Consider the following 26,728-nt stretch of genomic DNA (forward strand, 5'->3'; position numbering starts at 1 on the left):
CACGCGGCGGCGGGTGATCCCGGCCAGGAATGTCCCGTTGGCGACCGGCGTGTGCACTTCGCCGTCCTTGCCGAACATCAGGTTGGCCATTGCGAACTCGGCCACATTGCCGATCCCGTCGGTGATCACGCCGGCGTCGTAGCCGCGCGCCTTCGCCGCCCGCATCGCCAGGCCCAGGTTGGGATAGTGGCAGGCGGCCTTCGCCTTGGTCGGGGCCGCCGCGGGCACCGGGCGCTCGAACGGCACCATGCAGGCGCTGAAGCCGGTCGGCTGCGGCAGCGGCGACACCGACAGCACCAGGGCGAAACGCGTGCTGTCCGGGTCCGGCGCGATGAAGCCGTTCTCGGCCCAGAACATCGGCCGGACATAGAGCTGCGCACCGGCGGCAAAGCGCTTGGCGCCGTCGGCCACCAGCCCCAGCATCGCATCGACGCCCACCGTCGGCTCCAGGCCCAGCGTGCGGGCGCTGTCGACCGCCCGCTGGCAGTGAAGGGCCATGTCCGGGGCCATCCCGTCGAAATGACGCGCGCCGTCGAACACGACCGAGCCCAGCCAGGCCGCGTGGGTCGAGGCCGTCATCAGCGGAACCGCGCCCGCGTGCCAGCCACCGTCGAGGAATGTCCAGCGATCCGACGAATCGTGCCCCTTCATCGTCACCTTCCGTCCACCAGCCGCAGGATTGACCGCCTTGGCGCGGTGTCGTTATCACGTGGCCGTCTGGACGACGCAAGGACGCAATTGTCCGCATTGTCCCGGCGACGCCGCACTGCCATGCTGGCCGTCAGGCGCCACCGGCAAACACCCGAAGGAGGACCCCCAATGGACAGTGACGGTGCGGCCGGCGGCGTCGGCGAGGTGGTCTGCTCGCTGTTCTCGGGTGCGGCCTGTGCCACCGCGCCGACTGTCGCCGACGCGCAGGCCTGCGCGGCCGTCGACTTTGCCGAGGTCTACCAGCTGCGCAGCCGCGAGGCCGCCGACATGGTGCGGCTGGAGGTGGCGCTGGCCGTTCTCGAACAGCGCATGCAGTCGCCCGATCTGTGCAGCATCGCTGCGGAACTGGCCGCCGACGGCACCGTTACGCTGCACGTGGTCCGCCTCGGCGAGCCGGGCCTGCCGGCCACGCTGCTCGACCCCGGAGTCGTCGCGTTCTACGAGGTCGACGACACCCGCTCGACCACCGATATCGCGCCCGGCATCGCCGTGCTGCCCGACCGGCGCGGCGAACCGATCGTCGTCAAATGGGAGTCGCTGCTGCCGGCGGAGCCCATCGACGAGGCGATGGCCGAGCAACTCAATGGCGGCTGGACGATCCAGCTGGTGCTGACCTGGGACGCCGCCGAGGCCTTCACCGCGGCGACCACCCGCCTGATCGGCCAGCGCCTGGCTCTGGTGGTCGACGGCGTGGTGATGATGGCACCGACGATCATGGAACCGATCCCTGGCCGGTCCCTGCGCATCAGCGGCAATTTCGACGCGGCGGAAGCCCAGGCCCTGGCGGCCAAGCTGAACGGTGGCCAGCTGCCCGACGGCGTGGTCCTCGAACTGCTCGGCCAGGACTTCGAAGCCCTGCCGGATCGCTGAGGGAAGCCACGCCTTGCCCGCATCGTGTCGATGAACGCCGAGCCGTCCGGCGGCCCCCGCATCGGGATCGACGTCGGCGGCACCAAGATCGCCGGCGTGCTGTTTCGCGGCGACGGCACGGTCCTGGCCGAGGACCGGGTCGACACGCCGCGCAGCTTCGACGGCGTCGTCGCCGCCCTCGCCACCATGGTCGAAGCCTTCGCGCCGGCGGCCGGCGGCGAGCCGCCGGGCCGCGTCGGCATCTGCATGCCCGGCCAGATCGCCCGCGACGGTGCCGTGCTGGCCTGCGTGAACCTGCCGTGGCTGGTCGGCATGCCGGTGGCCGGCGCACTGGCGCAGCGGGTCGGCAAACCGGTGGTGCTGGCCAACGATGCCAACTGCTTTGCCCTGTCCGAGGCCATCGACGGAGCCGGCCGCGGCGCCGCGATGGTGTTCGGCCTGACGCTCGGCACCGGCGTCGGCGGCGGACTGGTGGCCGACGGCCGCATCGTCGTCGGTGCCAATGCGCTGGCCGGCGAATGGGGCCACATGCGCTTTCCGTTCGAGCCGGCCGTCGACCCGGCGCCGTCGACCTGCGGTTGCGGGCGCCAGGGCTGCAACGAAACCGTGCTGCGGGCGCGGGCGCTGGTCGACGACTACCGCCGCCTCGGCGGCGCGGCCGAAACGGCGGAGCAGGTCGCGGCGCGCATCGGCTCTGACCCGCGGGCGCACGACGCGCTGGCGCGCTATTGCGACCGGCTGGCCCGCGCCCTGGTCGACGTCGTCCACCTGCTCGACCCGGACGTGCTGGTGGTCGGCGGCGGTCTGTCCAAGGTGTCGGCGCTGTTCGCGATGATGCCGGCGCTGCTCGCCCGCTACGCGGTCGGCGACATCGGTCGCACGCGCTTGGTCCCCGCCTGTTTCGGCGCGGAAAGTGGGGTGCGCGGCGCCGCGCGGCTGTAGCCGGCGCCTCGAACCTGTCGTTAACCATCGCCGGCTATCATCCGCGGGTTGCCCGCCCTGCGCGGACCCGGCGAGGTGCCGAGATGAACCCAGTCGCGACCCAGCCAATCGACGATGCCGCCGCCAGCGGACGCGACCGGCGTCGCGAACTGCGCGAGCAGCCGCGCAACGCCCATGCCGAGTTCGACGGCCGGACCTACCGGATCGCGGACTGGAGCTCGTCCGGCGTCGGCCTGGCCGACTATGAGGGCCGGGCGCGCGCCGGCGACAGGCTGCAGGCCCGCATCGTGATCCGCTCTGCCGGCGGCGGGCTCGAATTCGGCTGCACGCTCCTGGTTGTCCGTCACCATGCCGGATCCGGCGAGCTGGCCGCGGTCTTCGTCGCGGTTTCGCGGCAGGACCGCATTCGTATCGCCGAGCATTTCGACGCCCTGGAGAATGCCCTGTCGCCGCGCGTGGCGATCCATCCCGGCGCGCTGTGAGCCACCGGGTGCGCGCCCGGCCGGCACCGCGCGCGGCAAGCGACGTTCAAGTGGATGTCCGCATTTTACTCGCGCACTGCGTGGCCGATTCTTTTCCGATACGTTAACGCTGTCGTCGACTATTTTAGGCGCTTTCAGCGTTTCTTAAACAACCTCGGCCACGCTGAAGGTGAAGGCCGGGCAAACGCTGGCCGAACCGGAGAGGAACAGCGCGGATCTGGCAACGACACGGACGCGGCGGTCCGAGTGGCGGATCGCGCGGCCGCGGGAGATTGGACCATGACCGCTGATACCAAGCCGTCCCGGCACGCTGCCGCCCCCTTCTCCACCGCCTGCATGGCCGTCGCCGCGCTGGCCGGCTGCGTCGCAATGAGCGCCGCCGCCCGGGCCGAGATGCTGTGCGGCGAGCGCGAGCACATCGTCGACGAGCTGAAGAAGACCTGGCAGGAGGACCGCACCGCGATCGGCCTGTCGAACAACGGCGGCGTGCTCGAGGTGTTCAGCTCGGAGCAGGGCACCTGGACCCTGCTGCTGACGATGCCTGAGGGCCAGACCTGCATGATCGGCGCCGGCGAGCATTGGGAGCAGACCCAGGTCGCGCTGCTCGGCGAGCCGATCTGAGCCGTCGCGCGCACCCCGTCGCACGGGATGCGCGCCGCAGCATCGGACCCAGGCGGGATTTTGCCCCGCGCAGGCGCGGTGCTATATCCTAGCCCATGAGCACCGACGATCTCGTCCAGCCGTTTCAGATCGACGCGAACGCGTTGCGCGGACGGCTGGTCCGTCTCGGGCCCGTGGTCGACGAGATCCTGGCCCGACACGCCTATCCCGGCCCGGTCGCCGTCCTGCTGGGCGAGACTCTGGCGCTGTGCGCGGCCCTGGCCGCGACGTTGAAATACGACGGCGTCTTCTCGATCCAGGCCAAGGGCGACGGCCCGGTGTCGCTGCTGGTCGCCGACGTCAGCACAAGCGGCGACATCCGCGGCTACGCCCGCTACGAACCCGAACGGCTTTCCGGCATCGACACGACCGACCGAAGCTCGCCCGCGCCGGTCGCCGCCCTGCTCGGCGACGGCTATCTCGCCTTCACGGTCGACCAGGGCAGCAACACCGAGCTCTACCAGGGCATCGTTGCGCTGGAAGGCGATACGCTGGCCGAATGCGTGCACCACTATTTCCGCCAGTCCGAGCAGTTGCCGACGCAGGTGCTGGTCGCCGCCGACCGCGGTGCGTCGGGCGGCTGGCGCGCCGGCGCCATGCTGGTGCAGAAGCTGCCGCCGGAAGGCGGCTTCCCCATTTCCGCCGAAATCGCCGACGAGGATTGGGACCGGGCGACGGCGCTGATGCACACCTGCAGCAACGCCGAGATGCTCGACCCGCACCTGTCGCCGCACACCCTGCTCTACCGGCTGTTCCACGAGGACGGGGTGCGGGTCTACGACACCCGGCCGTTGAAGGCGGGCTGCCGGTGCTCGCGCGACCGGATCGTCGACGTGCTGCGCGGCATCGGCGCCGAGGAACTCGAGGACCTGGAACAGGAAGGCCATGTCGAGGTTGTCTGCGAATTCTGCAACAGGAAGTATGTCTTCGGCCGGGATGACCTCGACCGCATCCACACCACCCACTGACGCGGTGGCCCTTCGGCTGAGCCGGCGCGGCTTTGTGCGCCTCGGCGCAGGGGCCGCGGCGGTCACGCTCGCCGCGTGCCGCACGCCGGCGCCGCGCAGCGGCGTGCCGGACCTCACCTTCGTCCACCTGGCGCCGATCCCGGTACAGGTGGCGCGGCGCGAGTTCGTCGACCTCTACGTGCCGCCGGCCGGGATGCCGACGATCGAGTCGCGCGCGCCGATCGCGCCGTCGGAAGCGGTGCGCCGCTGGGCGGAGCAGCGCATCCGGCCGGCCGGCGCCAACGGCGCGGCCGTGGTGACGGTGCACGACGCCATGCTGGCCGAGATCCCGCTGGCACGGACCACCGGCGTCACCGGCGCGCTGACCGTCGACCAGTCCGAGGAATATCGCATCCGCATCGACGTCGAGATCGTCGCCAGCGGCCTGCCCAACACCACCCAGGTCGGCGCCCGCGCCTTCGCCGAGCGCAGCCGGACGGTGCGCGAGGACGTTACCCTGCAACAGCGCGAGGAGGTCCAGTACCGCCTGGTCGAAGAGGCCATGATCGCGCTGAATGCCGAACTGGAACGTCAGATCCTGGCCAATTTCGGCCCCTATCTGGGATAGCCGACCCCTCGCCCGCCCGCGCGGAAGAGGGGTCGCACGTCAGCCTGCCGTGTCCTCGCCGTCGGCGGCGATGGCGGCGCCTTCGATCGCCAGCATCGCGCGCTTGCGGTAGAGGCACCATCGATAGCCCGCCAACGCCCCGGTCTGCCGCAGCACGCGATGGCAGGGGATCAGCCAGGACACCGGATTTCGCGCCACCGCGCTGGCCACCGCCCGCACCGCGTCGGGCCGGTCGACGGCCCGCGCGATGTCGGTGTAGGTGACGACCGTGCCGGGCGGGATGTGCAGCAGCGCCTCCCAGACCTTCAACTGGAACGGCGTGCCGCGCAGCATCAGCCGCAGGTCGCCGGCGGCCTTGCCGAAGGCGCGGCTGGCATAGGGCGCGGTGAAGTCCGGGTCCTCGCGCGCCTCCGCATCCGGCCAATGGCTGGCGAGGTCGGCCAGCGTGTCGGCCGTGCCCAGGCCGCGCTCGAACCCCAGGCCGCAGACGCCATGGTCGCTGGCCACGATCAGGCAGCGGCCGAACGGGCTGTCATGCCAGCCGTAGCGCAGGCGCAGGCCGGCGCCGTTCGCCTTCCACTGCCCCGGCGTCATCGCCTCGTGGGCGACGAACAGATCGTGCAGCCGGCCCGGCCCGGACAAGCCGGCGTCATAGGCCGCGTCGAGCACGCTCTGGTTGCGGCGCAGCGCCTGCTTGGCGTGGCCCAGCGTCAGGTACTGGATGAACTTCTTCGGGCTGACGCCGACCGCCTCGGTGAAGCGGCGCTGGAAGTGGAACGGGCTCATGCCCACCACCGCCGCCACCGCCTCCAGGCTCGGCTGCTCGGCCCAGCGGTCGCTGAGCCAGGCGATCGCCTGCGCCATCCGCGGGTCGACCTCGGCGTCGGTTTCAGGCAGCGCCAGCGCCGCCGCACCCTCGACGAACTGCTCCGCCTCGCCCGGAATCGGGTCGGGCTGCAGCTCCATCCGCGGCTTGCTTGTGGTGTCCATCCTATCCTCGCCAGAACGGTTTGCGTGACTCGACAAAGACATCGGCGTGGGTCAGCCCGATGTCTTTCAGCATGCGGTCGTCCAGGGATTCCAGGTGTCGTCGTGCGCGCTGGCGCGTCACGATTGTATCGATTGCCATGACCATGGCGCGCACGGCATTGACCACCATGGCGACACCGCGCCCGGCGGGCGCTGCGGCGAGGCGATGATGAATCTGCTGTGTGCTCGACATGGTCCTTCTCCCGACAAAGCGTCGATGGTGGTTGCCTACCGGCAATTCCGCGCGATGCCCACCCGGTTCTTGCGGCCGATGCGAAAAGCCGGGCGACGCGAAGGTCGGACCGGCTGTCGCACGTCCTGATAGTGACAATCGACACAATTGCATCGATTGGCCCGCGAGTGGATCGGCACAATCGACTATTGTGTTGCGCCCTGCGCGAGTCAAAGTCTATATTGTGACCATGACAATTTGGATGCCCGATCTGGCCGGCGCGCGCGGACCGCGCTACCTGGCCATCGCCGATGCCATCGAGCGGGACATCGACGCCGGCGCGCTGAAGGCCGGCGACCGGCTGCCGCCGCAGCGCGACCTGGCCTGGGCGCTGGGCGTCACCGTCGGCACCGTCGGCCGGGCCTATGCCGAGGCGCACCGGCGCGGGCTGGTCGGCGGCCAGGTCGGCCGCGGCACCTATGTCAACGACGCCCGCGCCCGCGGCACCGATGCGATGCCGGCGGCGGAGGCCGGTCCGCGCGCGCCGCTGCGCCTGCCGCCGGCGCAGGACGAGCCCGGCGTCAACTGGTTCGCGGTGCACGGCGACGCCCTGGCCGCGCTCGACATGTCGCCGAACTATCCGAATGCCGACGGGATGGCGGAGATGGTCGCAGCCGGCCTCGCCCGGCTCGGCGACGGCGCGCGGCTGGGCGCGCTGGTCAACTATGCCCACCCGGGCGGCCGGCCGGAGCACCGTGCCGCCGGCGCGCGCTGGCTGCGCCGCCGCGGCGTCGAGGTGAACCCGGACGGGCTGGTGATCTCGCCCGGCGCCCAGGGCGGCATGACCGCCGTGTTCTCCGCCATCACCCGGCCGGGCGATACCATCCTGTGCGAGGCGCTGTCATGGCCCGGACTGATTTCCTTCGCCTGGGTGCGCGGCCTGCGCGCCCGCGGCGTGGCGATGGACCGCGACGGCATGGTGCCGGAGGCATTCGAGGAGGCCTGCGCGCGACACCGCCCGGCCGCGGCCTATCTGATGCCGACCATGCACAACCCGACCACCGCGGTACTGACCGAGGCGCGGCGGGCGCGGATCGCCGAGATCGCGCGGCGCTACGAGGTCTGGCTGGTCGAGGACGACGTCTATGGCTTCCTGGCGCCCGACGCGCCGCCGCCGATGCGCATCTTCGCGCCGGAACGCGCGGTCTATGTCTCCAGCCTGTCGAAGGCGGTGGCGCCGGGCCTGCGCATCGGCTTCGTCGCCGGGCCGGAGCGGCTGATGCCGGCGATCAGCGCGGCGCTGCGCACCACCATGCTGATGGGCGCGCCGCTGCAGAGCGAGCTGGCCATGCATCTGATCGACAGCGGCCTGGCCGAGGAAGCGGCGGAACGCCAGCGCGCCAGCGCCGGCCGCCGCCAGCGGCTGGCCGCGGCCATGCTCGGCGACCTCTACGACCCGCGCGGCGGCGGCAACGGCCGCGCCTTCCACCTGTGGATGCCGCTGCCCGCCTCCTGGCGGCTGCACGACTTCGTCGGCGCGCTCAACGCCCGCGGGGTCAGCGTGACGCCCGGCGACGCCTTCCTGGTCAACCCCGGCGGCCAGGCCGACGGCGCCGCCCACCCCTCGGCCGCGCCGGTGCCGCTGCACGCGGTGCGCGTCTGCCTCAACGGGCTGGCCAATGACGACGACCTGCGCCACGGCCTCGCCATCCTCGCCGCCCTGCTCCGCCACCCGGCGCGCGAGGCGCTGGCGGTGATCTGAGCCGGCGGTCGGGACGCCGCCGCTACGCCATCTTCTTGCCGTGCAGGCTCGACTTCGGCTTGGCCGGGGTGCGCTTCGGGGCCGGCTTGGCGTCGTCCTCCAGCCTGGCCAGCCGGGCCTCCAGCGCGTCGACCCGGGCCTGCAGTTTTTCCTGCTCGGCGCGGGCGTTGGCGGCAAGCTCGAGCGCGGCGGCCACTTCCTCGCGCAGGCTGGCGTCCGGGCTGCCCATGGCGCGGCGGATGCGGTCGCGCACCTCGTCGCGGACCTCGGTGCGCATCTCGTTGAGCGCGCCGACGGCGCCGCTGGCCAGCCGTGACAGGTCGTCGATCAGGCGCGGATCGCCCCGCATCGCCACTCTCCTCGCATTGCTTCCCAGCGCGACCCGTCGGCGCCGAGCCTGACGCACCGCCCGTCGGCGCCGAGCCTGACGCGCCGCCTTGCCGGCGCATGCCGCACAAGCTATCACCGCCGGGCGCGACGCCAAGCCCTTTCGCGCGGGCGGCAGAGGGACAGCGGCCATGCACCGCAGATGCCGACGGCCGCGGGCCCGCCGATGACGCGGGCCGCGCCATGATCCTGGTGACCGGCGGCGCCGGCTTCATCGGCTCCAACCTGCTGGCCGGGCTGGAGGCGCGCGGCCGCACCGCCGTTGCCGTCTGCGACCGCCTCGGCCAGGGCGACAAGTGGCGCAACATCGCCAGGCGCGAGATCGCGCGGTTCGTGCCGCCGGACGAGTTGCCGGCCTTCCTCGACCGCCACGGCGCCGGGCTGGAGCTGGTGTTCCACCTCGGCGCGATCTCGGCGACAACCGAGACCGATGCCGACCTGATCGTGCGGACCAACCTGATGCTGTCGCGCATGCTGTGGGACTGGTGCGCCGCGAACGGCGTGCGGCTGGTCTATGCCTCGTCGGCCGCCACCTACGGCGACGGCGCCCAGGGCTTCGACGACGACGGCACCCCGGAGGGGCTGGCCCGGCTGCGGCCGCTGAACGCCTATGGCTGGAGCAAGCACGCCTTCGACCGCATGGTCGCGCGCATCGTGGCCGAGGACCGGCCGGCGCCGCCGCAGTGGGCCGGGCTGAAGTTCTTCAACGTCTACGGCCCGAACGAATACCACAAGGACGGCATGCTCAGCGTGGTCGAGCGGGTGCACGGCCAGGTCGCCGCCGGCGGGCGCTGCAACCTGTTCCGCTCGCACCGCGCCGACGTCGCCGACGGCGACCAGCGCCGCGACTTCATCTGGGTCGACGACTGCGTCGACGCGATGCTGTGGCTGCTCGACAACCCCGGCGTCAGCGGCCTGTTCAACCTCGGCACCGGCACGGCGCGCAGCTTCGCCGAGCTTGCCGGCGCGGTGTTCGCCGCGCTGGGGCGGACGCCGGCGATCGACTATGTCGACATGCCGGCCGCGATCCGCGACCGGTACCAGTATTTCACCCGGGCGGAAGTGGACAGGCTGCGCAAGGCCGGCTATCAACGCCCGTTCACCACACTCGAGGACGGCGTCCGGGCCTATGTGCAAGGCTATCTCGAGGCCCCGGACCGCTATCGCTGACGCGACGGCACGGCTGAGCGGGGGGCCGCATCCATGAACACCTGCGGCGTCATCGACCCGGTCGCGCTCGACCTCGGTTTCTTCCAGATCACCTGGTACGCGCTGGCCTATGTGGTGGCGCTGATCGTCGGCTGGCGCTTCGTCACCTACCTCGCCCACCGGCCGCCGACCTTCATGACCACGCGCATGGTCGACGACTTCTTCGTCTGGGCCGCGCTGGGCGTCATCCTCGGCGGCCGCCTCGGCTACGTGCTGTTCTACAAGCCGGGCTACTACCTGGAGAATCCCCAGGAAATCCCGATGCTGTGGACCGGCGGCATGTCCTACCACGGCGGCATGCTGGGCGTGATCCTGGCGATCTGGCTGTTCGCGATGAAGCGGCGGATCTCGTTCCTGCGGCTGGGCGACGTCGTCACCTGCGCGGTGCCGATCGGGCTGTTCCTCGGCCGCATCGCCAATTTCATCAACGGCGAGCTGTGGGGCCGGCCCACCGACGTGTCCTGGGGCATGGTGTTCAAGTGCGACCCGGAGCAGCTGGTCCGCCACCCGAGCCAGCTCTACCAGTCGTTCCTGGAGGGCGTGGTGCTGTTCTCCGTGCTGTGGATCGTGCGCACCCGCACCGATGCGTTCCGCCGGCCGGGCACGCTGGCCGGCACCTTCCTCGCCGGCTATGCCGTCGCGCGGATGATCGGCGAGCTGTTCCGCGAGCCGGACGCACACCTCGGCTTCATCATCGGCCAGGCGATCACCATGGGCCAGCTGCTGTCGCTGCCGATGCTGCTGGTCGGCATCGGGCTGATCGTCAACGGGCGCATGCGCCCGAAGCTGCCGCTGGGGCCGGACTAGGAGGGCGGGGCCATGGCGGCGGGCGCACCGCTGGTCGAGCGCATGATCCGACTGATCCGCGAGGACGGCCCGCTCCGGCTCGACGCCTTCATCCGCATGGCGATGACCGACCCGGATCACGGCTACTACGTCGTCGGCACGCCGATCGGGGCGGAGGGCGACTTCATCACCGCGCCGGAGGTCAGCCAGGTGTTCGGCGAGCTGGTCGGGCTGTGGTGCGTCGACCGCTGGCAGGCGATCGGCAGTCCGGCTCCGTTCAACCTGGTCGAGCTGGGGCCGGGCCGCGGCGTGCTGATGGCCGATGCGCTGCGCGCCGGCGCGGCCGCCGATCCGGCCTTCGCCGAGGCCGCGCGGCTGCACCTGGTCGAATGCAACGACCGGCTGCGCGCGGAACAGGCCAAGCGCCTGGACGCGTACCGGCCGACCTGGCACGACCGCTTCGCCGGCGTGCCGCGCGACCCGCTGCTGCTGGTCGCCAACGAATTCTTCGACGCCCTGCCGGTGCGCCAGCTGCGCCGCTTCGGCGAGGGCTGGCAGGAAATGTTCGTGGTGGTCGATGCCGGCCGGCGCCTGTTCGGCCGCTGGCGCGACATCGGCCACGACGCGCGGGCCGAGCTGCACCCGATGTTCCACCGCATGCCGGCGACGATCGTGATCGAATACGCCCCGGAGCGCGAGGCGCAGATGGCGGAGATCGCACGGCGGGTCGCGCGCCAGGGCGGCGCCGCGCTGGTCATCGACTATGCCCACCGCGGCGGCGGCGTCGGCAGCACGCTGCAGTCGGTGCGCGGCCACGATCGCGTCGACGTGTTCCACGCGCCGGGGCAGGCCGACATCACCACCCATGTGGATTTCGGCGCGCTGGCGCGTGCGGCGGCGGGCGCGGACTGCCGCATCGACGGGCCGGTCGACCAGGGCCGCTTCCTGCTCAACCTCGGCCTGGCCGAGCGGCTGCAGGCGCTGATCCAGGCCAATCCCGCGCGTGCCGACGAGCTCAACGCCGCGGCGCACCGGCTGATCGACGACGACGCCATGGGCGGCCTGTTCCGCGTGCTGGCGGTGGCCCAGCCGGATCTCGGGCCGACACCGGGTTTCCAGTAGGCTCTACGACGCCATGGCCGCCACTCCGCTGCACGCCCCCGCCCTGCTCGCCACCGCACATCATGTGCGGCACGGCTTCTTCACCCGCGAGGGCGGCGTCAGCGCCGGCATCTATGCCGGGCTCAACTGCGGCTACGGCTCCGCCGACGACCGCGCCGCGGTGCGCGAGAACCGGGCCCGCGCCGCCGCCGCGCTCGGCCAGGGCGAGCCCGACATCGTCACCGTCCACCAGGTCCACAGCGGCACCGCGGTTGCGGTGGCGACGCCGTGGTCCTGGGACCGGGCACCGCGCGCCGACGGGCTGGCGACGCGCACGCCGGGCATCGTGCTGGGCATCATGACCGCCGACTGCGCGCCGATCCTGTTCGCCGACCTGGAGGCCGGCGTGATCGGCGCGGCCCACGCCGGCTGGCGCGGCGCCAGGGCCGGCATCGCCGAGGCCACGGTCGCGCAGATGGAGGCGCTCGGCGCCGCGCGCGGCAGCATCGCCGCGGCGATCGGGCCGGCCATCGCGCAGTCGTCCTACGAGGTCGACCAGGCCTTCCGCGACGGCTTCCTGGCCGAGGACGCGGCCAACGCGGCCTTCTTCGCCGCCGGCGTCCGGCCCGGCCGCTACCAGTTCGACCTGGTCGGCTATGTCGAATCCCGGCTCGCGCCGCTGGACCTGGCTGCGGTCGACCGGCTGGACCGCGACACCTATGCCGAGCCGGCGCTGTTCTTCAGCTACCGGCGCACCACCCATGCCGGCGAGCCCGACTATGGCCGCCAGCTCTCCGCCATCGTGCTGGCGGAGGAACCGTGAGGCAGCGACTGCGATGACCGACCTGCCGTTCGCGCCCGCCGAATATGCCGCGCGCCAGCAGGCGGCGCGCGCCGCCCTGCAGTCGCGCGGGCTCGATGGCCTGCTCGCCTTCAAGCAGGAGACCATGGCCTGGCTGACCGGCTATGAGAGCTTCGGCTTCTGCTTCTTCCAGTGCCTCTATCTCGGCGTCGACGGCACGCTGACCCTGCTGACCCGCGCGCCCGACCGCCGCCAGGCGCAGATGACCTCGGTGCTGTCCGACATCCGGGTCTGGGCCGACGGCGTCGATGCCGACCCGGTGCTCGACCTGGAGGACATCCTGCTCGAGCACGGCGCCCGCGGCGGCCGGCTCGGCGTCGAGTACGACAGCTATGGCCTGCCCGCCGCGGCCGGCCGCCGGCTCGACGCCGCCATCGGCAACATCGCGCGGCTGGAGGACGCCTCCGACCTGGTCACCCGCCTGCGCGCGGTGAAGAGCCCGGCCGAGCTGGCCCACGTCCGCCGCGCCGCCGCACTGGCCGACGACGCCTGGCGCGCCGCGCTGGCCACCGCCGCGCCCGGCGCGCACGAGAACGCGGTGCTTGCCGCGATGCAGGGCGCGGTGTTCCAAGGCGGCGGCGACTATCCCGGCAACGAGTTCATCATCGGCTCCGGCCCGCGCGCCCGGCTGTGCCGCTATGCCTCCGGCCGCCAGCGGCTGCAGGCGGGCGACCAGCTGACCCTGGAATGGGCCGGCGCCTACCGCCACTACCACGCCGCGCTGATGCGCAGCTTCACCGTCGGGGCCGAGGACGCCGGCGACGGCCGCCTCGGACCCGACCGCGACCCCGACCGCCAGGCGCTCTATGCCGTCGCCCGCGACACGCTGTTCGCCTGCGAGGACGCGCTGCGCCCCGGCCGCACCGCCGGCGACATCTATGCCGCCCACGCCCGCCATCTGGACGAGGCCGGCCTGTCGCGCTGGCGGATGAACGCCTGCGGCTACGGCCTGGGCGCCACCTTCACGCCGACCTGGATGGACTGGCCGATGTTCTATCGCGACAACCCCGCCGCGATCGCGCCCGGCATGGTGTTCTTCATCCACATCATCATCTTCGACGACGACCGCGGGCTGGCCATGACCCTGGGCCGCACCAGCGTCGTCACCCGGACCGGCGCCGAGCCGCTGTCGGACGCGGTGCTGGCCGCCGACCGCTAGACAAGGACGGTCGCGGGCCGCGACGCGGCACAGCGCGTCGCATTGTGCCCCGCCGCAGAAGGTCTACGCTGTCTTGCCGGCATGGCGTCGGGCTGCGACCGACGCCTCCGGGGAGGTGTCGCTGCCATGATTGTCGCGCAGGCACGGAGCGTTGCGCTCGCCGGTCGGGCCGCCGCGATGGTGCTGGCAGGCACGCTGTGGCAGTCCGCCGCCGCCCAGTCGGTCGCGGTGGACGCCTGTGCCGCACCGCCGGCGCCGATCGTCCTCGACCTGCAGCTGCGCCAGACCCCGCAACGCGTCGAGCCGCGCCCGCGCGAGGCCTATGTCGATCCGGCTTTCGGCACCTGCATCGTCAGGGTCACCGACCGCGATGCGGATCTCGCCGACGGCGACGATCCGGCCGGCATCAAGAACGAATATTCGCGCGTGCAGGCGTTCAATGCGGATGGCGGCCGCTTCCTGCTGCGCAGCGTCGGCGGCGGCTGGTACCTCTACGACGCGCGCACGCTACGCCCGCTGGCCGGTCTGCCGCTCGGGATCGACCCGCGCTGGGACGCCGCCGATCCCGCCCGCATCCTGTTCAGCGACGGGACCCGTCTGATGGCCCACCTGACCGACAGCGGCGCGACGCGGATCGTGCGCGACTTCGCCACCGACCTGCCGGGCCGCGACCTGGCCGCGGTGTGGACGCGCTACGAGGGCAGCCCCTCCGCCGACGGCCGCTACTGGGCGATGATGGCGGAGGATGGCGATTGGCTGGCGGCGGCGCTGCTGGTCTACGACGCGCTGAAGGACCGGATCGTCGGCCTGCACCCGCTGGACGGGTGGCCGGCCGAGGCGCGGGAGATCGATTCCGTCACCGTCAGCCCGCTCGGCACCTATGTCCTGGCCTATCTCGACCGCTACTGCGAGCGCGGCACGCTCGGCAGCGACGCCGATCCCTGCGGCCTGATGGTCTACGACCGCAGCCTCGCCCAGGGCCGCGGCCTGCTACGCATCGTCGGCCATTCCGACCTGGCGCTCGATGCCGCCGGGCGCGAGGTGCTGGTGTTCCAGGACATCGACAACGACACCATCGCGATGCTGGACTTGGCATCGGGTGCGGTCACGCCATTGCTGCCGATCGATTTCTCGCACAGCCCGCTCGGCTTCCATTTCTCCGGCCAGGCCTTCGGCCGCCCCGGCTGGGCCGTGGTCTCCACCTACAGCGGCGGCCAGCCGGCCGCCGGCACCTGGATGGACGACCAGGTCTTCCTGCTCGAACTGAAGCCCGGCGGCCGCGTCGTGCGGCTCGCCCACACCCACGCGGTCGTCGACCAGGCGCAGGAACACGACTATTGGGCCGAGCCCCAGGCAACGGCCAACCGCGACCTGACCCGGATCCTGTTCACCAGCAACTGGGGCCGGTCCGGCACCCAGGCTGTCGACACCTACATGATCGTGCTGCCGGACGACTGGAGCGACGCTCTGCCGGCACGGTGACGGGTCATCGTCATCCGGCCGGCACGGCGGCAGCCAGTCCCGCCCGCTTCCCCATTTGCCGCCGATCGTGTAGGCAACGCGGCTGAGCCCGGAGACAGCGAGGGAACCCGCATCCGATGAACATCGCCGCCCTGCTCGAATCGCTCCATGTGCCGGCGGAAGCCGTCGGCGGCGGCGGGCTGGAGGTCCGCACCCCGATCGACGGCAGCGTCATCGGCAGCGTCGCGGTCGACGCGCCCGACGCGGTCGACCGCAAGATCGAGCGGGCCGGCGCGGCCTTCGCGGCATGGCGGCAGGTACCGGCGCCGCGGCGCGGCGAGCTGATCCGGCTGTTCGGCGACGAGCTGCGCGCGCACAAGGCCGAACTCGGTGCGCTGGTCACGGTCGAGGCCGGCAAGATCGCCGAGGAAGGCCGCGGCGAAGTGCAGGAGATGATCGACATCTGCGACTTCGCGGTCGGGCTGTCGCGCCAGCTCTACGGGCTGACCATCGCCAGCGAGCGGCCGGGCCACGCGCTGCGCGAGACCTGGCATCCGCTCGGTCCGATCGCAGTGATCTCCGCCTTCAACTTCCCGGTCGCGGTGTGGTCGTGGAACTTCGCGCTGGCCATCGTCTGCGGCGACCCGGTGATCTGGAAGCCGTCGGAGAAGACGCCGCTGACCGCGCTGGCCTGCCAGACCCTGTTCACCCGCGCCACCGCCCGCTTCGACGGCGCGCCGTCCGGGCTGAGCCAGCTGGCCATCGGCGGCCGCGAGGTCGGCCAGCAGCTGGCCGGCGACGCCCGCCTGCCGCTGGTCAGCGCCACCGGCAGCTGCCGCATGGGCCGCGAGCTCGGCCCCACGGTGGCCGGGCGCTTCGGCCGCGCGCTGCTGGAGCTCGGCGGCAACAACGCCATGATCGTGGCGCCATCGGCCGACCTCGACCTCGCCGTCCGCGCCATCGTGTTCTCGGCCGCCGGCACCGCCGGCCAGCGCTGCACCACGCTGCGCAGGCTGATCGTGCACGACGACGTCTACGACAGCCTGATCGGCCGGCTGAAGGCGGCCTACGGCCAGATCGCGGTCGGCGACCCGCGCGAGGCCGGCACCCTGGTCGGGCCGCTGATCGACGAGGGCGCGCTCGGCCGGATGGAGGATGCGCTCGACCGCGTGCGCGGCGAGGGCGGCACCGTGCACGGCGGCGAGCGGGTCGCGGTCGACGGCATCGCCGACGGCTGCTACGTGCGCCCGGCGCTGGTCGAGATGCCCGGCCAGACCGACACGGTGCGCGAGGAGACCTTCGCGCCGATCCTCTACGCCATGCGCTACCGCGACTTCGCCGAGGCGATCGCGCTGCAGAACGAGGTGCCGCAGGGCCTGTCGTCCTGCGTCTTCACCAACGACGTGCGCGAGGCGGAAACGTTCCTGTCGGCGACCGGCAGCGATTGCGGCATCGCCAACGTCAACGTCGGCCCGTCGGGGGCGGAGATCGGCGGCGCCTTCGGCGGCGAGAAGGACACCGGCGGCGGCCGCGAATCCGGCTCCGACGCCTGGAAGGCCTACATGCGCCGCCAGACCAACACCGTGAACTACTCCCGCGCCCTGCCGCTGGCCCAAGGCATCAACTTCGACATCGGCGGGTAGGATCCCCGCCACTGTCGTCCTCGCCCTTGCGGCGAGGACCACTTGCGCCTACCGCAGAATGGCCGGCCAGAGATCTTCCCAGAACCGGATGTCGCGCTCGATCAACTCGATCTTGCGGTCGCGTCCGTAGCGCCTCAGCCGCTTCTCGCGCGCGATTGCCTGGTTCACATCGTCATGGGGCTCGAAATACACTAGCCGCTTGACCGCATATCGCTTCGTGAATCCAGGGGCCAAGCCTTCCCGATGCTCCCAGACCCGCCGGACAAGGTCGTTGGTCACGCCGATATGCAGCGTGCCGTAGGGCTTGCTCGCCAGCATGTAGACATAATAGGCCATCGACATCCAACTGGGCGGCGCGATGGATCCTCGCCGCAAGGGCGAGCACGACAGTCGAGCGTTGAAGTGCAAGTGCGTATGTCGCAGCGACTTTGCCCATGCCCGTGAAGACCATCAACCTGGCGCTGCAGGGCGGCGGGTCGCACGGGGCGTTCACCTGGGGTGCGCTCGACCGGCTGCTCGAGGACGAGCGTATCGAGATCGAGGCGATCAGCGGCACCAGCGCCGGCGCGATGAACGCCGCGGTGCTGGCCAACGGCATGCGGGTCGGCGGGCGCAAGGCCGCGGCGGCGGCGCTGGAGGCGTTCTGGCGGCGGATGGCGACGATCGGCCGGTTCGGGCCGTTCCCGCGCACGCCGCTCGACCGGCTGACCGCCGGCTGGAACCTGGATTCCTCGCCGGTCTATTTCACCTTCGACCTGCTGTCGCGGCTGTTCTCGCCCTACCAGTTCAACCCGTTCGACTGGAACCCGCTGCGCACCGTGCTGGCCGAGCAGGTGGATTTCGCCGCCCTGCGCGCGCGCTGCCATCCGAAGGTGTTCGTCTGCGCCACCAGCGTGATCAGCGGCAAGATCAAGGTGTTCGGGCCCGACGAGCTGAGCCTCGACGCCTGCATGGCCTCGGCCTGCCTGCCCTTCCTCTACAAGGCGGTCGAGATCGACGGCGACGCCTTCTGGGACGGCGGCTATTCCGGCAATCCCGCGATCTTCCCGCTGATCTACAACGCATCGGCGCGCGACATCATGCTGGTGCAGATCAACCCGATCCGCCGCGCCGAAATCCCGACGACGCCGAACGCCATCGTCGACCGGCTGAACGAGATCACCTTCAACGCCGGGCTGATGAAGGAGATGCGGGCGATCGAGTTCGTCTCGCGGCTGCTGCACGAGAACCGGGTCGACGAAAGCCGCTACAAGCGCCTGCACGTGCACATGGTCGACGGCGCCGACGATCTCTACGACCTCGGCCATACCAGCAAGCTGAACGCCGACTGGGACTTCCTCAGCTATCTGCACGACCTGGGCCACGCCAACGCCGGCCGCTGGCTCGACGCTCATTTCGACGACCTCGGCCGGCGCACCACCATCGACCTGGCCGCGGTGTTCCTTTGACCGCCGCGACCGAGCGGGCCCGCACCGCGCCGCCCTGGGCGCCGTTGGCGCTGCTGCTGGGGCTGGGCACCATCTGGGGCGTCATGCTGGTGATGGGCCGGCAGGCGACCGCCGACGGCGTACCGCCGATGGCCTTCGCCTTCTGGAACTGCGTCGGCGGTGCTACGATCATCGCCGGCGTGGCCCGCCTGCGCCGCGTGCCGCTGACGGTCGACGCGCGCCACCTGCGCTACTACGCCATCGCCGGCCTGATCTCGACCGCCTTCCCCAACACCCTGGCCTTCACCGTGGTCGCGCCGATCGGCACCGGGCTGACCGGGGTGCTCTATGCGCTGTCGCCGCTGTTCACCTACGCCTTCGCCATGGCTGTCCGCATCGACCGGTTCGACCCGCTGCGCAGCGCCGGCCTGGCCATGGGCCTGGCCGGCACCCTGCTGATCCTGCTGCCGCAGTCCAGCCTGCCCAGCCCCGAGGCGCTGCACTGGGTGCTGCTCGGCCTGGTCATGCCGGTGGCGCTCGCCAGCGGCAACGTCTATCGCAACATCGCCTGGCCGCCGGGGGCGCACCCGATCACGCTCGCGGTCGGCATGCTGGTTGCGGCGGCGTTGTGGCTGACGCCGGCGATGCTCGTCACCGACGCCTTCTACTGGCCGCTGCCGCCGGCCGACCTGGGCGACTGGTCGACGGTGGCGATCTTCTTCGTCGGCGGGCTGATCTACATCCTCTATTTCGAACTGCAGCGGCTGGCCGGGCCGGTCTATTTCAGCCAGATCAGCTACGTCATCACCGCGTCCGGCGTGGTGTTCGGCATGGCGGTATTCAGCGAGCGCCACGCCATCTGGGTCTGGCTCGCCATCGCGGTGATCTGTGGCGGCATCCTCTTGGTCAACAGGCGTCGCTGAACGTTTCTGTACGGAAACAAAAAGTTATCGGATGAGCGACTAGTCCGGCGGCACCGCAGCGCCTAAGTCCGGTTGCAGGCGACGACCGGGGCACCCCGCCTCCGCAACGACGGCCTGAGCAAGGGAGCACCCGATGACCCGCATCCTCGTGCTGTACTACAGCAGCTATGGCCACATCGCGGCGATGGCGAAGGCGGCGGCCGAGGGCGCCGCCGGCGTCGACGGCGTCGAGGTCGCGATCCGTCGCGTGCCCGAACTGGTGCCGGCCGACGTAGCCGAGAAGTCCGGCTATCGGATCGAGGCGGACGTGCCGGTCGCCGCCGTGGCCGAACTGGCCGACTACGACGGCATCCTGTTCGGCACGCCGACCCGCTTTGGCAACATGGCGTCGCAGATGCGCAACTTCCTGGACCAGGCCGGCGGGCTGTGGGCGCAGAACAAGCTGGTCGGCAAGCCGGCCGGCGTGTTCACCAGCTCGGCCACCCAGCACGGCGGCCAGGAGAGCACGATCCTCTCGTTCCACACCACGCTGCTGCACCTCGGCATGGTGATCGTCGGCCTGCCCTACACCGCGACCGAGCAGATGACGCTGGACGAGATCACCGGCGGGACGCCCTACGGCGCCTCGACCATCGCCGGCGGCGACGGCAGCCGCCGGCCCAGTGCCCGCGAGCTCGGCCTTGCCCGCTTCCAGGGCGCGCATCTGGCCGCCATCGCCGCCAAGCTGGCGGCCTGAGGAGGCCGGCGATGGGGCTGCTGGTCGACGGCGTCTGGCGCGACCGCTGGTACGAGACCGACAAATCGGGTGGCCGGTTCGAGCGGCCGCAGACCCGGTTCCGCGACTGGGTGACGGCGGACGGCACCGGCGCGCCGGCGGGACGCAAGGCCTATCCGGCGGCGGCCGGGCGCTATCACCTCTACGTCTCGCTGGCCTGTCCGTGGGCGCACCGCACGCTGATCGCCCGCGCCCTGAAGCGGCTGGAGGGCGCGGTCTCGGTCTCGGTGGTGGACCCGTTCATGGGCGCCGACGGCTGGCAGTTCACCGAAGCGCCGGGCGCCGTGCCCGACACGGTCAACGGCGCCTGCTACCTGCGCGAGATCTACCTGATGGCCGACCCGCACTACACCGGCCGGGTGACCGTGCCGGTGCTGTGGGACCGCGAGACCGGCACCGTCGTCAACAACGAGTCGGCCGAGATTCTGCGCATGTTCAACGGCGCGTTCGACGGCGTCGGCGGCGACGCCGGCAACGCGGCGCTCGACCTCTATCCGGCGGACCTGCGCGACGCGATCGATGCCGTCAACGCGCGGGTCTACGAGACGGTCAACAACGGCGTCTACCGCTGCGGCTTCGCCACCACCCAGGCGGCCTATGACGAGGCGGTCGGTCCGCTGTTCGACACCCTGGACTGGCTGGAGCGGCGGCTGTCGGACCGGCGCTATCTGCTCGGCGACCGCATCACCGAGGCCGACTGGCGGCTGTTCACCACGCTGGTCCGCTTCGACCCGGTCTATGTCGGGCACTTCAAGTGCAACCTGCGCCGGCTGGTCGACTACCCCAACCTCTGGGCCTACACCCGCGAGCTCTACCAGTGGCCGGGGGTGGCCGCCACCGTGAATTTCGACCACATCCGCCGTCACTACTACACCAGTCACGAGAGCATCAATCCGCACCGGATCGTGCCGCGCGGGCCCGCCATCGACTTCGCCGCACCGCACGACCGCGGCCGGCTGGCCGCGGCTGTCTGAGCTGCCCACCCTCATCGTCCATCAACCAACGGAGAACCTGCCATGAAGCTCGCCGCTTCCCTTGCCGCGTCGCTCGCCCTCGGCCTGATTGCCCCTGCGGGCGCCGCCGACAGCTTCCAGTTCGACCCCTCGCACACCCAGATCCTGTTCGAGTACGACCATCTCGGCTTCTCGACCACCCAGGGCACGTTCACCGACTGGCAGGGCACGCTGAGCGTCGACGAGGCCGAACCCGCCAACTCGCGGCTTTCGGTGACCATCGTGGCCGACAGCCTGCACACCGGCTGGGCGGACCGCGACGCCCACCTGCGCAGCGCCGACTTCTTCGATGTCGCCACCTACCCCACCGTCACCTTCGCCAGCACCGCGGTGGAACGCACCGGCGACGAGACGCTGACCGTCGCCGGCGAGATGACCATCCGCGGGACGACGCAGCCGGTTGTGTTCGCGGTCGAGGTCAACGGGTTGGCCGACCATCCGATGACCGGAGTGCGCACCCTCGGCTTCACGGCAACGACCCAGGTCAGCCGCTCGGCCTTCGGGCTCGGTCTGTTCGCGCCGGCCGTCGGCGACGCGGTCACCATCCGCGTGTCGGGCGAGGCGACGCTGGCGGAAACCGACCGCGACAGCTAAGCCGGGTGACGCCCGTCACTGCCGCCGCCCCGCCCGCCCGCGAGGATCGCGCGCCGAACCGGATGGAACGCGCCATGCCCCTTCGCAACACGCCGGACCGCTACGGCGCCGTCGCCCAGGCCCTGCACTGGGCGACGGCGGCGCTGATCGTCGCCATGGTCGTCGTCGGCTGGGTGATGGAGGATCTGCCGCTGGCCGAGAAGATGCCGGGCAGCTGGGGCTACGACCTCTACCAGCTGCACAAGTCGTTCGGCTTCGTCGTGCTTGCGCTGGCGGTGCTGCGGCTGGCCTGGCGCGTGGTCAGTCCGGCCCCGCCGGTGCCGGCGCGTCACGGCCGCGCGCTGGTCTGGGCGGCGCACGCCAGCCACATCGCCCTCTATGCGCTGATCTTCGCCATGCCGCTTTCGGGCTGGCTGTTCGTCTCGGCCGACCCGCTGTCGCACACGCTGATCCCGACCCGTTTCTTCGACCTGTTCACGGTGCCCAACCTGCTGGACGCCGATGCCGACGCGCGCGATCGCCTGCGCGGCCTGCACGGACTGCTGTCGAACCTGCTGATCGCGGTCGTCGCATTGCATGCGGCGGCCGCGCTGGCTCACCATGTCTTCTTCCGCGACAACGTGCTGATTCGCATGCTGCCCTTCGCCCGCCTGCGGCCGGAGCGGTAGGCGCCTGCCAGCAGAACAGGGAGTTCATCCGATGCCGAGCCTGATGAAGCCCGCCCTCGCCTGTGCGCTGTTGCTGGCTTCCGCCGCCGGTGCCGGCGCCGCCGACGTCTGGACAGTCGACCCCGCCGACCGCAGCCTGGCCTGGACCGTGTCCTTTTCGGAGAAGCCGCTGGAGGGCCGGTTCGGCGCATTCGAGGCCGAGATCGCCTTCGACCCCGCCGACCTGGCCGGCAGCCGCGTCACGGTGACCGTCCAGATCGCCAGCATCGAGGCCGATACGCCGGAGAAGACCGAAGAGCTGGTCAAGCCGGAATGGTTCGACGCGGCCGCCTTCCCGACTGCAACCTTTGCGGCTGAAACCTTCCGTGCCCTCGGCGGCGACGCCTATGAGGCGGACGGCACGCTGACCATTCGCGACCGCAGCCGACCGGTCACATTGCCCTTTACCTTCGCCATCGACGGCGACAGCGCCCGCATCGCCGGCGGGCTGAGCGTCAACCGCATCGACTACGACGTCGGCCAGGGCGACTGGGCGATCGACGACATCGTCGGCTTCGACGTTGCCATCGCATTCACACTGGCCGCAACCCGCGGCAACTAGGCCGGTTTTTCCTCCCGGCGCGCGCAATCCCGGTTGACTCCCGGGCCGTTGCGCTATGACATCGCGGCCACGCGCAAGAGCGATCATACGACATCGCCGGAGGCCGGTCCCGGCCACGCGTGCGCGCAATCCTCGGGAGGAAACAGACGTGAAGATCACTCGCTTCAGATTCGCCGCTGCCGCCACGACCGCGATGCTGGCGCTGGGCGGCACGACCGCCGCGGCGCAGGACCTGACGATCATGACCTCGGTGCCCAGCCTGGGCTTCCCGTTCTTCGTGCACATGATGAACGCGCTGAAGGCCGAGGGCGAGGCGCTGGGCGTCGCCACCGTCGAATCGGACGGCCAGAACAGCGCGCCGAAGCAGACCGCCGACGTCGAGAACGCGGTAATCCAGGGCGTCGACGGCATCGTCATCAGCCCGATCGACGTCAACGCGATGGCGCCCGCGCTCGAGGCGGCGATCGAGAACGACGTGCCCGTCGTCACCATCGACCGCCGGGTCGAGGGCGTGGCCGGCATCCTGGCCCATGTCGGCGCCGACAACGTCGCGGGCGGCGAGGCCCAGGGCCACTGGATCGTCGAGCACTTCCCGGACGGCGCGCGCATCGTCAACCTGCAGGGCCAGCCCGGCGCCAGCCCGGCGATCGACCGCAATGCCGGCGTCCACAACGTGCTGGACGGCATGAGCGACAAGTACGTGTTCGTCGCCGAGCAGACCGCGAACTTCGCCCGCGACCAGGGCCTGTCGGTCACCGAAAGCCTGATGGCCGGCCTCGACTCCCCGCCGGACGTGATCGTCGCGGCCAATGACGACATGGCGCTGGGCGCGCTGGAGGCGGTGACCGCCCTCGGCATGCAGGACCAGATCGCCATCATCGGCTTCGACGCGCTGCCGGAGGCGCTGGCCAGCGTGCGCGACGGCGGCCTCGCCGGCACGGTCGAGCAGTTCCCCGGCGGCCAGAGCCGCAAGGCGATGCAGGTGATGGTCGAGTTCCTGCGCAACGGCACCCAGCCGGAGCCGGTCACCCTGCTGATCCCGATCGTGATCACCCAGGACAACCTGGCCGACGCGGAGCGCCTCGGCGAGCTGAACTGAGCCCAGCCGAGCGACGACTCCGGGGCGGGCCCGACGGCCCGCCCCGACTCGCTTTCCCCGACAGCCGGACCGAGACCCGATGAGCGACGACGCACTCCTGACCGTGCGCGGGCTGACCAAGCGCTTTCCCGGCGTGGTGGCGCTGGCCGGCGTGTCGCTCAGCGTCGGCCGCGGCGAGGTGCATGCGCTGCTGGGCGAGAACGGCGCCGGCAAGTCGACCCTGTTGAAGATCCTGTCCGGCGCCCAGCAGCAGGACGAGGGCGAGATCCGCTTCGACGGCCAGCCGGTACGCATCGCCAACCCGGTGGCGGCGCAGCAGCTCGGCATCGTCACCATCTACCAGGAATTCAACCTGGTCCCGCACCTGACCATCGCCGAGAACGTCTACATCGGGCGCGAGCCGCGGCGCGGCCCGTTCATCGACTGGCGGCGGATGCAGCGCGACACCGCCGAGATCCTGGCGCGGATCGGCCTGCCGCTGGACCCGGGCCGCACCGTGCGGACGCTCAGCGTCGCCGAGCAGCAGATGGTGGAGATCGCCCGCGCCCTGTCGATGCGCTCGCGCATCATCATCATGGACGAGCCGACCTCGGCGCTGAGCGAGACCGAGGTCTCGCGGCTGATGCAGATCGCGCGCGACCTGCGCGCCGACGGGCTGACCATCATCTTCGTCACCCATCGGCTGGACGAGGTGATGGCGCTGTGCGACCGCTTCACGGTGCTGCGCGACGGCCAGAATGCCGGCGAGGGCCGGGTTGCCGACGTCACCGTCGACGACATCATCCGGCTGATGGTCGGGCGCGACGTCGAGGCGCTGTTCGCCAGGCGCGACGACGGCGGCACCGAACGCAGCGAGGCGCTGCGGATCGAGCATCTCAGCCGCCACGGCGACGGCCGCGACCCGCACGCGGTGGTGCTGGACGACATCTCGCTGACCGCCTATCGCGGCGAAATCCTCGGCATCGCCGGCCTGGTCGGCTCCGGCCGCACCGAGCTCGCCCGCGCCGTGTTCGGCGCCGACCCGATCGACAGCGGCCGCGTCTTCATCGACGGCCGACCGGTGCGCATCCGCTCGCCGCACGACGCCATCCGCCGCGGCATCGGGCTGGCGCCGGAGGACCGCAAGCAGCAGGCGCTGTTCCTGGCGCTGGCGGTGCGCGCCAACATCAGCATGGCGACGCTGGACCGGCTCAGCGTCGGCGGCATCTTCATGAACGAGCGCGCCGAGCTTGCCCAGGTCGAGGAGTTCCGCAAGGCCCTCAACATCCGCATGGCCAGCCCCGAGCAGCGCGTGGTGCTGCTGTCGGGCGGCAACCAGCAGAAGGTGGTGCTGGCGCGCTGGCTGGCGCTGCGGCCCTCGATCCTGATCGTCGACGAACCGACCCGCGGCATCGACGTGGCGGCCAAGGCCGAGGTGCACCAGCTGCTCTACGACATGGCGCGCAGCGGCATTGCGGTGATCGCGATCTCGTCGGAGCTGCCCGAGATCCTGACCATCAGCGACCGCATCGTCACCATGCGCGGCGGGCGCATCACCGGCGAGATCGCGCGCAGCGAGGCGACCGAGGAAAAGCTGATGCGCATGATGACCCTGAGCACGGCGCCGGCGCGGGCGACGGCCTGAACCCAACACCCAAGAGACGGCAGACGATGAGCACAGAGACCGCACCCGCCCCGCAGCGCCGCCAGGCCGACGTGATCGACCTGCTCGGCCGCTTCGCGCCGCTGATCTTCCTGATCGTGCTGATGGTCGCGTTCTGGCTGGCCAACCCGAATTTCGTCAAGCCGCTGAACCTGACCAACATCGTGCTGCAGGTCTCGGTCACCGGCCTGCTCGCGATCGGCATGACCTTCGTCATCCTGACCGCCGGCATCGACCTGTCGGTCGGCTCGCTGCTGGCCTTCGCCGGCCTGGTCGGCGCGGCGGTGGCCAAGGGCGGGCTGGAAGACCGTTTCGCGGTCGGCGCGGCCACCGAGGCGGCGGGATATGGCTGGGGCGCGGCCATGCTGACCGCGATCGCCATCGGCGTCGTCGGCGGCCTGCTGCAGGGCACGGCGATCACCTGGCTGCGGGTGCCGCCCTTCGTCGTCACGCTGGGCGGCATGTCGGTGTTCCGCGGCGCCGCGCTGCTGTTCTCCGGCGGCGGCCCGATCAGCGGCTTCGGCGACGACTACACCATGTGGGGCAAGGAGCGGCTGTTCAAGGAGGAGCTGGGCAATGTCGGCATCCCGGTGCCGGCGCTGATCTTCATCCTGTTCGCGGTGCTGGCCTATATCGTGCTGCGTTACACCCGGTTCGGCCGCCACGTCTACGCCGTCGGCGGCAACCTGGAGGCGGCGCGGCTGTCCGGCCTCAACGTCAAGCTGATCATCACCAGCGTCTATGTGATCATGGGCTTCTTCGCCGGCCTCGGCGCCTTCGTGCTGTCGGCGCGGCTGGACAGCGCCGAGGCGGTGGCCGGCATCGGCTACGAGCTGACCGTGATCGCCTCGGTGGTGATCGGCGGCACCAGCCTGTTCGGCGGCCAGGGCAGCGTGGTCGGCACCGTGATCGGCGCGCTGCTGATCGGCGTGATGCTGAACGGCCTGCAGCTCAACAACGTGTCGAGCTACATCCAACAGATCGTCATCGGCCTGGTCATCGTCCTCGCGGTGGCCTTCGACCTGTTCCTGAAGTCCCGCCGCAAGACCTGAGCCCCGCGCCGGTCGTGCGTCCTTCGAGCCGCCGCCTTGCAGGCGGCTCCTCAGGATGAGGAAAGGCTGGGAGCACGTCGCGCTGCGGCACCGGTGCTGCGTCCTTCGAGACGCCGCCTTCCA

Annotated in this window: 29 protein-coding genes; 24 read left to right on the forward strand and 5 right to left on the reverse strand. The window is 71.1% G+C overall.

The features are described from left to right. On the reverse strand, nucleotides 1-651 hold a 651-nt coding region (locus R3F55_23300; protein ID MEZ5670300.1), incomplete at its 3' end, for a branched-chain amino acid aminotransferase. A gap of 168 nt (nucleotides 652-819) precedes the next feature. On the opposite strand from R3F55_23300, the gene R3F55_23305 reads away from it, so the two are divergent. The 6 genes from R3F55_23305 (at nucleotide 820) to R3F55_23330 (ending at nucleotide 5,240) form a co-directional block, all read left to right on the forward strand. Further along, a complete protein-coding gene (locus R3F55_23305; protein MEZ5670301.1) occupies nucleotides 820-1,581 on the forward strand; it encodes a hypothetical protein in 762 nt (253 codons plus the stop codon). A 30-nt stretch (nucleotides 1,582-1,611) separates the two neighbouring features. Then, nucleotides 1,612-2,523 carry an ROK family protein gene (locus R3F55_23310; protein MEZ5670302.1) on the forward strand — a complete coding sequence of 304 codons (912 nt, stop codon included), beginning with the start codon at nucleotides 1,612-1,614 and terminating at the stop codon, nucleotides 2,521-2,523. Nucleotides 2,524-2,606: 83 nt separating this feature from the next. Further along, nucleotides 2,607-3,005, forward strand: coding sequence for a hypothetical protein (locus tag R3F55_23315; GenBank protein ID MEZ5670303.1), 399 nt, complete (start codon nucleotides 2,607-2,609; stop codon nucleotides 3,003-3,005). Nucleotides 3,006-3,284: 279 nt separating this feature from the next. Then, nucleotides 3,285-3,626 (forward strand): hypothetical protein, encoded by a 342-nt coding sequence (locus R3F55_23320; protein MEZ5670304.1) that lies wholly within the window; start codon nucleotides 3,285-3,287, stop codon nucleotides 3,624-3,626. A gap of 95 nt (nucleotides 3,627-3,721) precedes the next feature. Beyond that, nucleotides 3,722-4,633 (forward strand): Hsp33 family molecular chaperone HslO, encoded by a 912-nt coding sequence (locus R3F55_23325; GenBank protein MEZ5670305.1) that lies wholly within the window; start codon nucleotides 3,722-3,724, stop codon nucleotides 4,631-4,633. Nucleotides 4,634-4,637: 4 nt separating this feature from the next. Further along, on the forward strand, nucleotides 4,638-5,240 hold the full coding sequence (locus R3F55_23330) for a hypothetical protein (GenBank protein ID MEZ5670306.1): 603 nt from the start codon (nucleotides 4,638-4,640) through the stop codon (nucleotides 5,238-5,240). A gap of 39 nt (nucleotides 5,241-5,279) precedes the next feature. Here R3F55_23330 and R3F55_23335 read toward each other — a convergent pair whose 3' ends face one another. Both R3F55_23335 and R3F55_23340 read right to left on the reverse strand, forming a co-directional pair. Then, the gene (locus R3F55_23335; protein ID MEZ5670307.1) at nucleotides 5,280-6,230 is read right to left on the reverse strand and encodes a methylated-DNA--[protein]-cysteine S-methyltransferase; all 951 of its coding nucleotides are present in this window, start codon (nucleotides 6,228-6,230) and stop codon (nucleotides 5,280-5,282) included. Nucleotide 6,231: 1 nt separating this feature from the next. Further along, entirely contained in the window at nucleotides 6,232-6,462 is a 231-nt protein-coding gene (locus R3F55_23340) for a DUF1127 domain-containing protein (protein MEZ5670308.1), read from the reverse strand. Between the two features lie 241 nt (nucleotides 6,463-6,703). Here R3F55_23340 and R3F55_23345 point away from each other — a divergent pair, with 241 nt between their 5' ends. Then, nucleotides 6,704-8,203, forward strand: a complete 1,500-nt coding sequence (locus tag R3F55_23345) for a PLP-dependent aminotransferase family protein (protein MEZ5670309.1) — start codon at nucleotides 6,704-6,706, stop codon at nucleotides 8,201-8,203. 22 nt (nucleotides 8,204-8,225) lie between these two features. Here R3F55_23345 and R3F55_23350 read toward each other — a convergent pair whose 3' ends face one another. Continuing rightward, a complete protein-coding gene (locus tag R3F55_23350; GenBank protein ID MEZ5670310.1) occupies nucleotides 8,226-8,552 on the reverse strand; it encodes an accessory factor UbiK family protein in 327 nt (108 codons plus the stop codon). A gap of 221 nt (nucleotides 8,553-8,773) precedes the next feature. Here R3F55_23350 and rfaD point away from each other — a divergent pair, with 221 nt between their 5' ends. From rfaD to R3F55_23385, 7 genes are all read left to right on the forward strand, one after another. Continuing rightward, nucleotides 8,774-9,760 (forward strand): ADP-glyceromanno-heptose 6-epimerase, encoded by a 987-nt coding sequence (gene rfaD, locus R3F55_23355; GenBank protein ID MEZ5670311.1) that lies wholly within the window; start codon nucleotides 8,774-8,776, stop codon nucleotides 9,758-9,760. Nucleotides 9,761-9,793: 33 nt separating this feature from the next. Then, entirely contained in the window at nucleotides 9,794-10,606 is an 813-nt protein-coding gene (lgt, locus tag R3F55_23360) for a prolipoprotein diacylglyceryl transferase (protein ID MEZ5670312.1), read from the forward strand. Nucleotides 10,607-10,618: 12 nt separating this feature from the next. Beyond that, complete coding sequence (locus tag R3F55_23365; protein MEZ5670313.1) at nucleotides 10,619-11,707, forward strand: SAM-dependent methyltransferase; 1,089 nt, start codon at nucleotides 10,619-10,621, stop codon at nucleotides 11,705-11,707. A 13-nt stretch (nucleotides 11,708-11,720) separates the two neighbouring features. Beyond that, on the forward strand, nucleotides 11,721-12,509 hold the full coding sequence (pgeF, locus tag R3F55_23370) for a peptidoglycan editing factor PgeF (GenBank protein MEZ5670314.1): 789 nt from the start codon (nucleotides 11,721-11,723) through the stop codon (nucleotides 12,507-12,509). 13 nt (nucleotides 12,510-12,522) lie between these two features. Further along, entirely contained in the window at nucleotides 12,523-13,707 is a 1,185-nt protein-coding gene (locus tag R3F55_23375; protein MEZ5670315.1) for a Xaa-Pro peptidase family protein, read from the forward strand. 126 nt (nucleotides 13,708-13,833) lie between these two features. Further along, the gene (locus tag R3F55_23380; protein MEZ5670316.1) at nucleotides 13,834-15,189 is read left to right on the forward strand and encodes a hypothetical protein; all 1,356 of its coding nucleotides are present in this window, start codon (nucleotides 13,834-13,836) and stop codon (nucleotides 15,187-15,189) included. Between the two features lie 116 nt (nucleotides 15,190-15,305). Continuing rightward, on the forward strand, nucleotides 15,306-16,811 hold the full coding sequence (locus R3F55_23385) for an aldehyde dehydrogenase family protein (protein ID MEZ5670317.1): 1,506 nt from the start codon (nucleotides 15,306-15,308) through the stop codon (nucleotides 16,809-16,811). Nucleotides 16,812-16,859: 48 nt separating this feature from the next. Here the strand turns inward: R3F55_23385 and R3F55_23390 are convergent, their stop codons facing one another. Continuing rightward, nucleotides 16,860-17,147, reverse strand: a complete 288-nt coding sequence (locus tag R3F55_23390) for a GIY-YIG nuclease family protein (GenBank protein MEZ5670318.1) — start codon at nucleotides 17,145-17,147, stop codon at nucleotides 16,860-16,862. A 98-nt stretch (nucleotides 17,148-17,245) separates the two neighbouring features. On the opposite strand from R3F55_23390, the gene R3F55_23395 reads away from it, so the two are divergent. The 10 genes from R3F55_23395 (at nucleotide 17,246) to R3F55_23440 (ending at nucleotide 26,605) form a co-directional block, all read left to right on the forward strand. Continuing rightward, nucleotides 17,246-18,259 (forward strand): patatin-like phospholipase family protein, encoded by a 1,014-nt coding sequence (locus R3F55_23395; protein MEZ5670319.1) that lies wholly within the window; start codon nucleotides 17,246-17,248, stop codon nucleotides 18,257-18,259. Further along, complete coding sequence (locus R3F55_23400; protein ID MEZ5670320.1) at nucleotides 18,256-19,161, forward strand: DMT family transporter; 906 nt, start codon at nucleotides 18,256-18,258, stop codon at nucleotides 19,159-19,161. Before R3F55_23395 ends, R3F55_23400 begins: the two co-directional genes overlap by 4 nt. 133 nt (nucleotides 19,162-19,294) lie before the next feature. Then, nucleotides 19,295-19,897, forward strand: coding sequence for an NAD(P)H:quinone oxidoreductase (gene wrbA, locus R3F55_23405; GenBank protein ID MEZ5670321.1), 603 nt, complete (start codon nucleotides 19,295-19,297; stop codon nucleotides 19,895-19,897). Between the two features lie 11 nt (nucleotides 19,898-19,908). Then, nucleotides 19,909-20,910, forward strand: a complete 1,002-nt coding sequence (locus R3F55_23410) for a glutathione S-transferase family protein (GenBank protein ID MEZ5670322.1) — start codon at nucleotides 19,909-19,911, stop codon at nucleotides 20,908-20,910. A 42-nt stretch (nucleotides 20,911-20,952) separates the two neighbouring features. Beyond that, the gene (locus R3F55_23415; protein MEZ5670323.1) at nucleotides 20,953-21,543 is read left to right on the forward strand and encodes a YceI family protein; all 591 of its coding nucleotides are present in this window, start codon (nucleotides 20,953-20,955) and stop codon (nucleotides 21,541-21,543) included. Nucleotides 21,544-21,617: 74 nt separating this feature from the next. Beyond that, the gene (locus tag R3F55_23420; protein MEZ5670324.1) at nucleotides 21,618-22,211 is read left to right on the forward strand and encodes a cytochrome b; all 594 of its coding nucleotides are present in this window, start codon (nucleotides 21,618-21,620) and stop codon (nucleotides 22,209-22,211) included. Between the two features lie 31 nt (nucleotides 22,212-22,242). Then, entirely contained in the window at nucleotides 22,243-22,812 is a 570-nt protein-coding gene (locus R3F55_23425; protein MEZ5670325.1) for a YceI family protein, read from the forward strand. 193 nt (nucleotides 22,813-23,005) lie between these two features. Then, the gene (locus R3F55_23430; protein MEZ5670326.1) at nucleotides 23,006-23,911 is read left to right on the forward strand and encodes a substrate-binding domain-containing protein; all 906 of its coding nucleotides are present in this window, start codon (nucleotides 23,006-23,008) and stop codon (nucleotides 23,909-23,911) included. Between the two features lie 79 nt (nucleotides 23,912-23,990). Beyond that, nucleotides 23,991-25,535, forward strand: a complete 1,545-nt coding sequence (locus R3F55_23435; GenBank protein ID MEZ5670327.1) for a sugar ABC transporter ATP-binding protein — start codon at nucleotides 23,991-23,993, stop codon at nucleotides 25,533-25,535. Nucleotides 25,536-25,561: 26 nt separating this feature from the next. After that, on the forward strand, nucleotides 25,562-26,605 hold the full coding sequence (locus tag R3F55_23440; protein ID MEZ5670328.1) for an ABC transporter permease: 1,044 nt from the start codon (nucleotides 25,562-25,564) through the stop codon (nucleotides 26,603-26,605). Nucleotides 26,606-26,728 lie beyond the last annotated feature (123 nt).

It is taken from the genome of Alphaproteobacteria bacterium (genome assembly GCA_041396705.1).
Taxonomy (GTDB): domain Bacteria; phylum Pseudomonadota; class Alphaproteobacteria; order CALKHQ01; family CALKHQ01; genus CALKHQ01.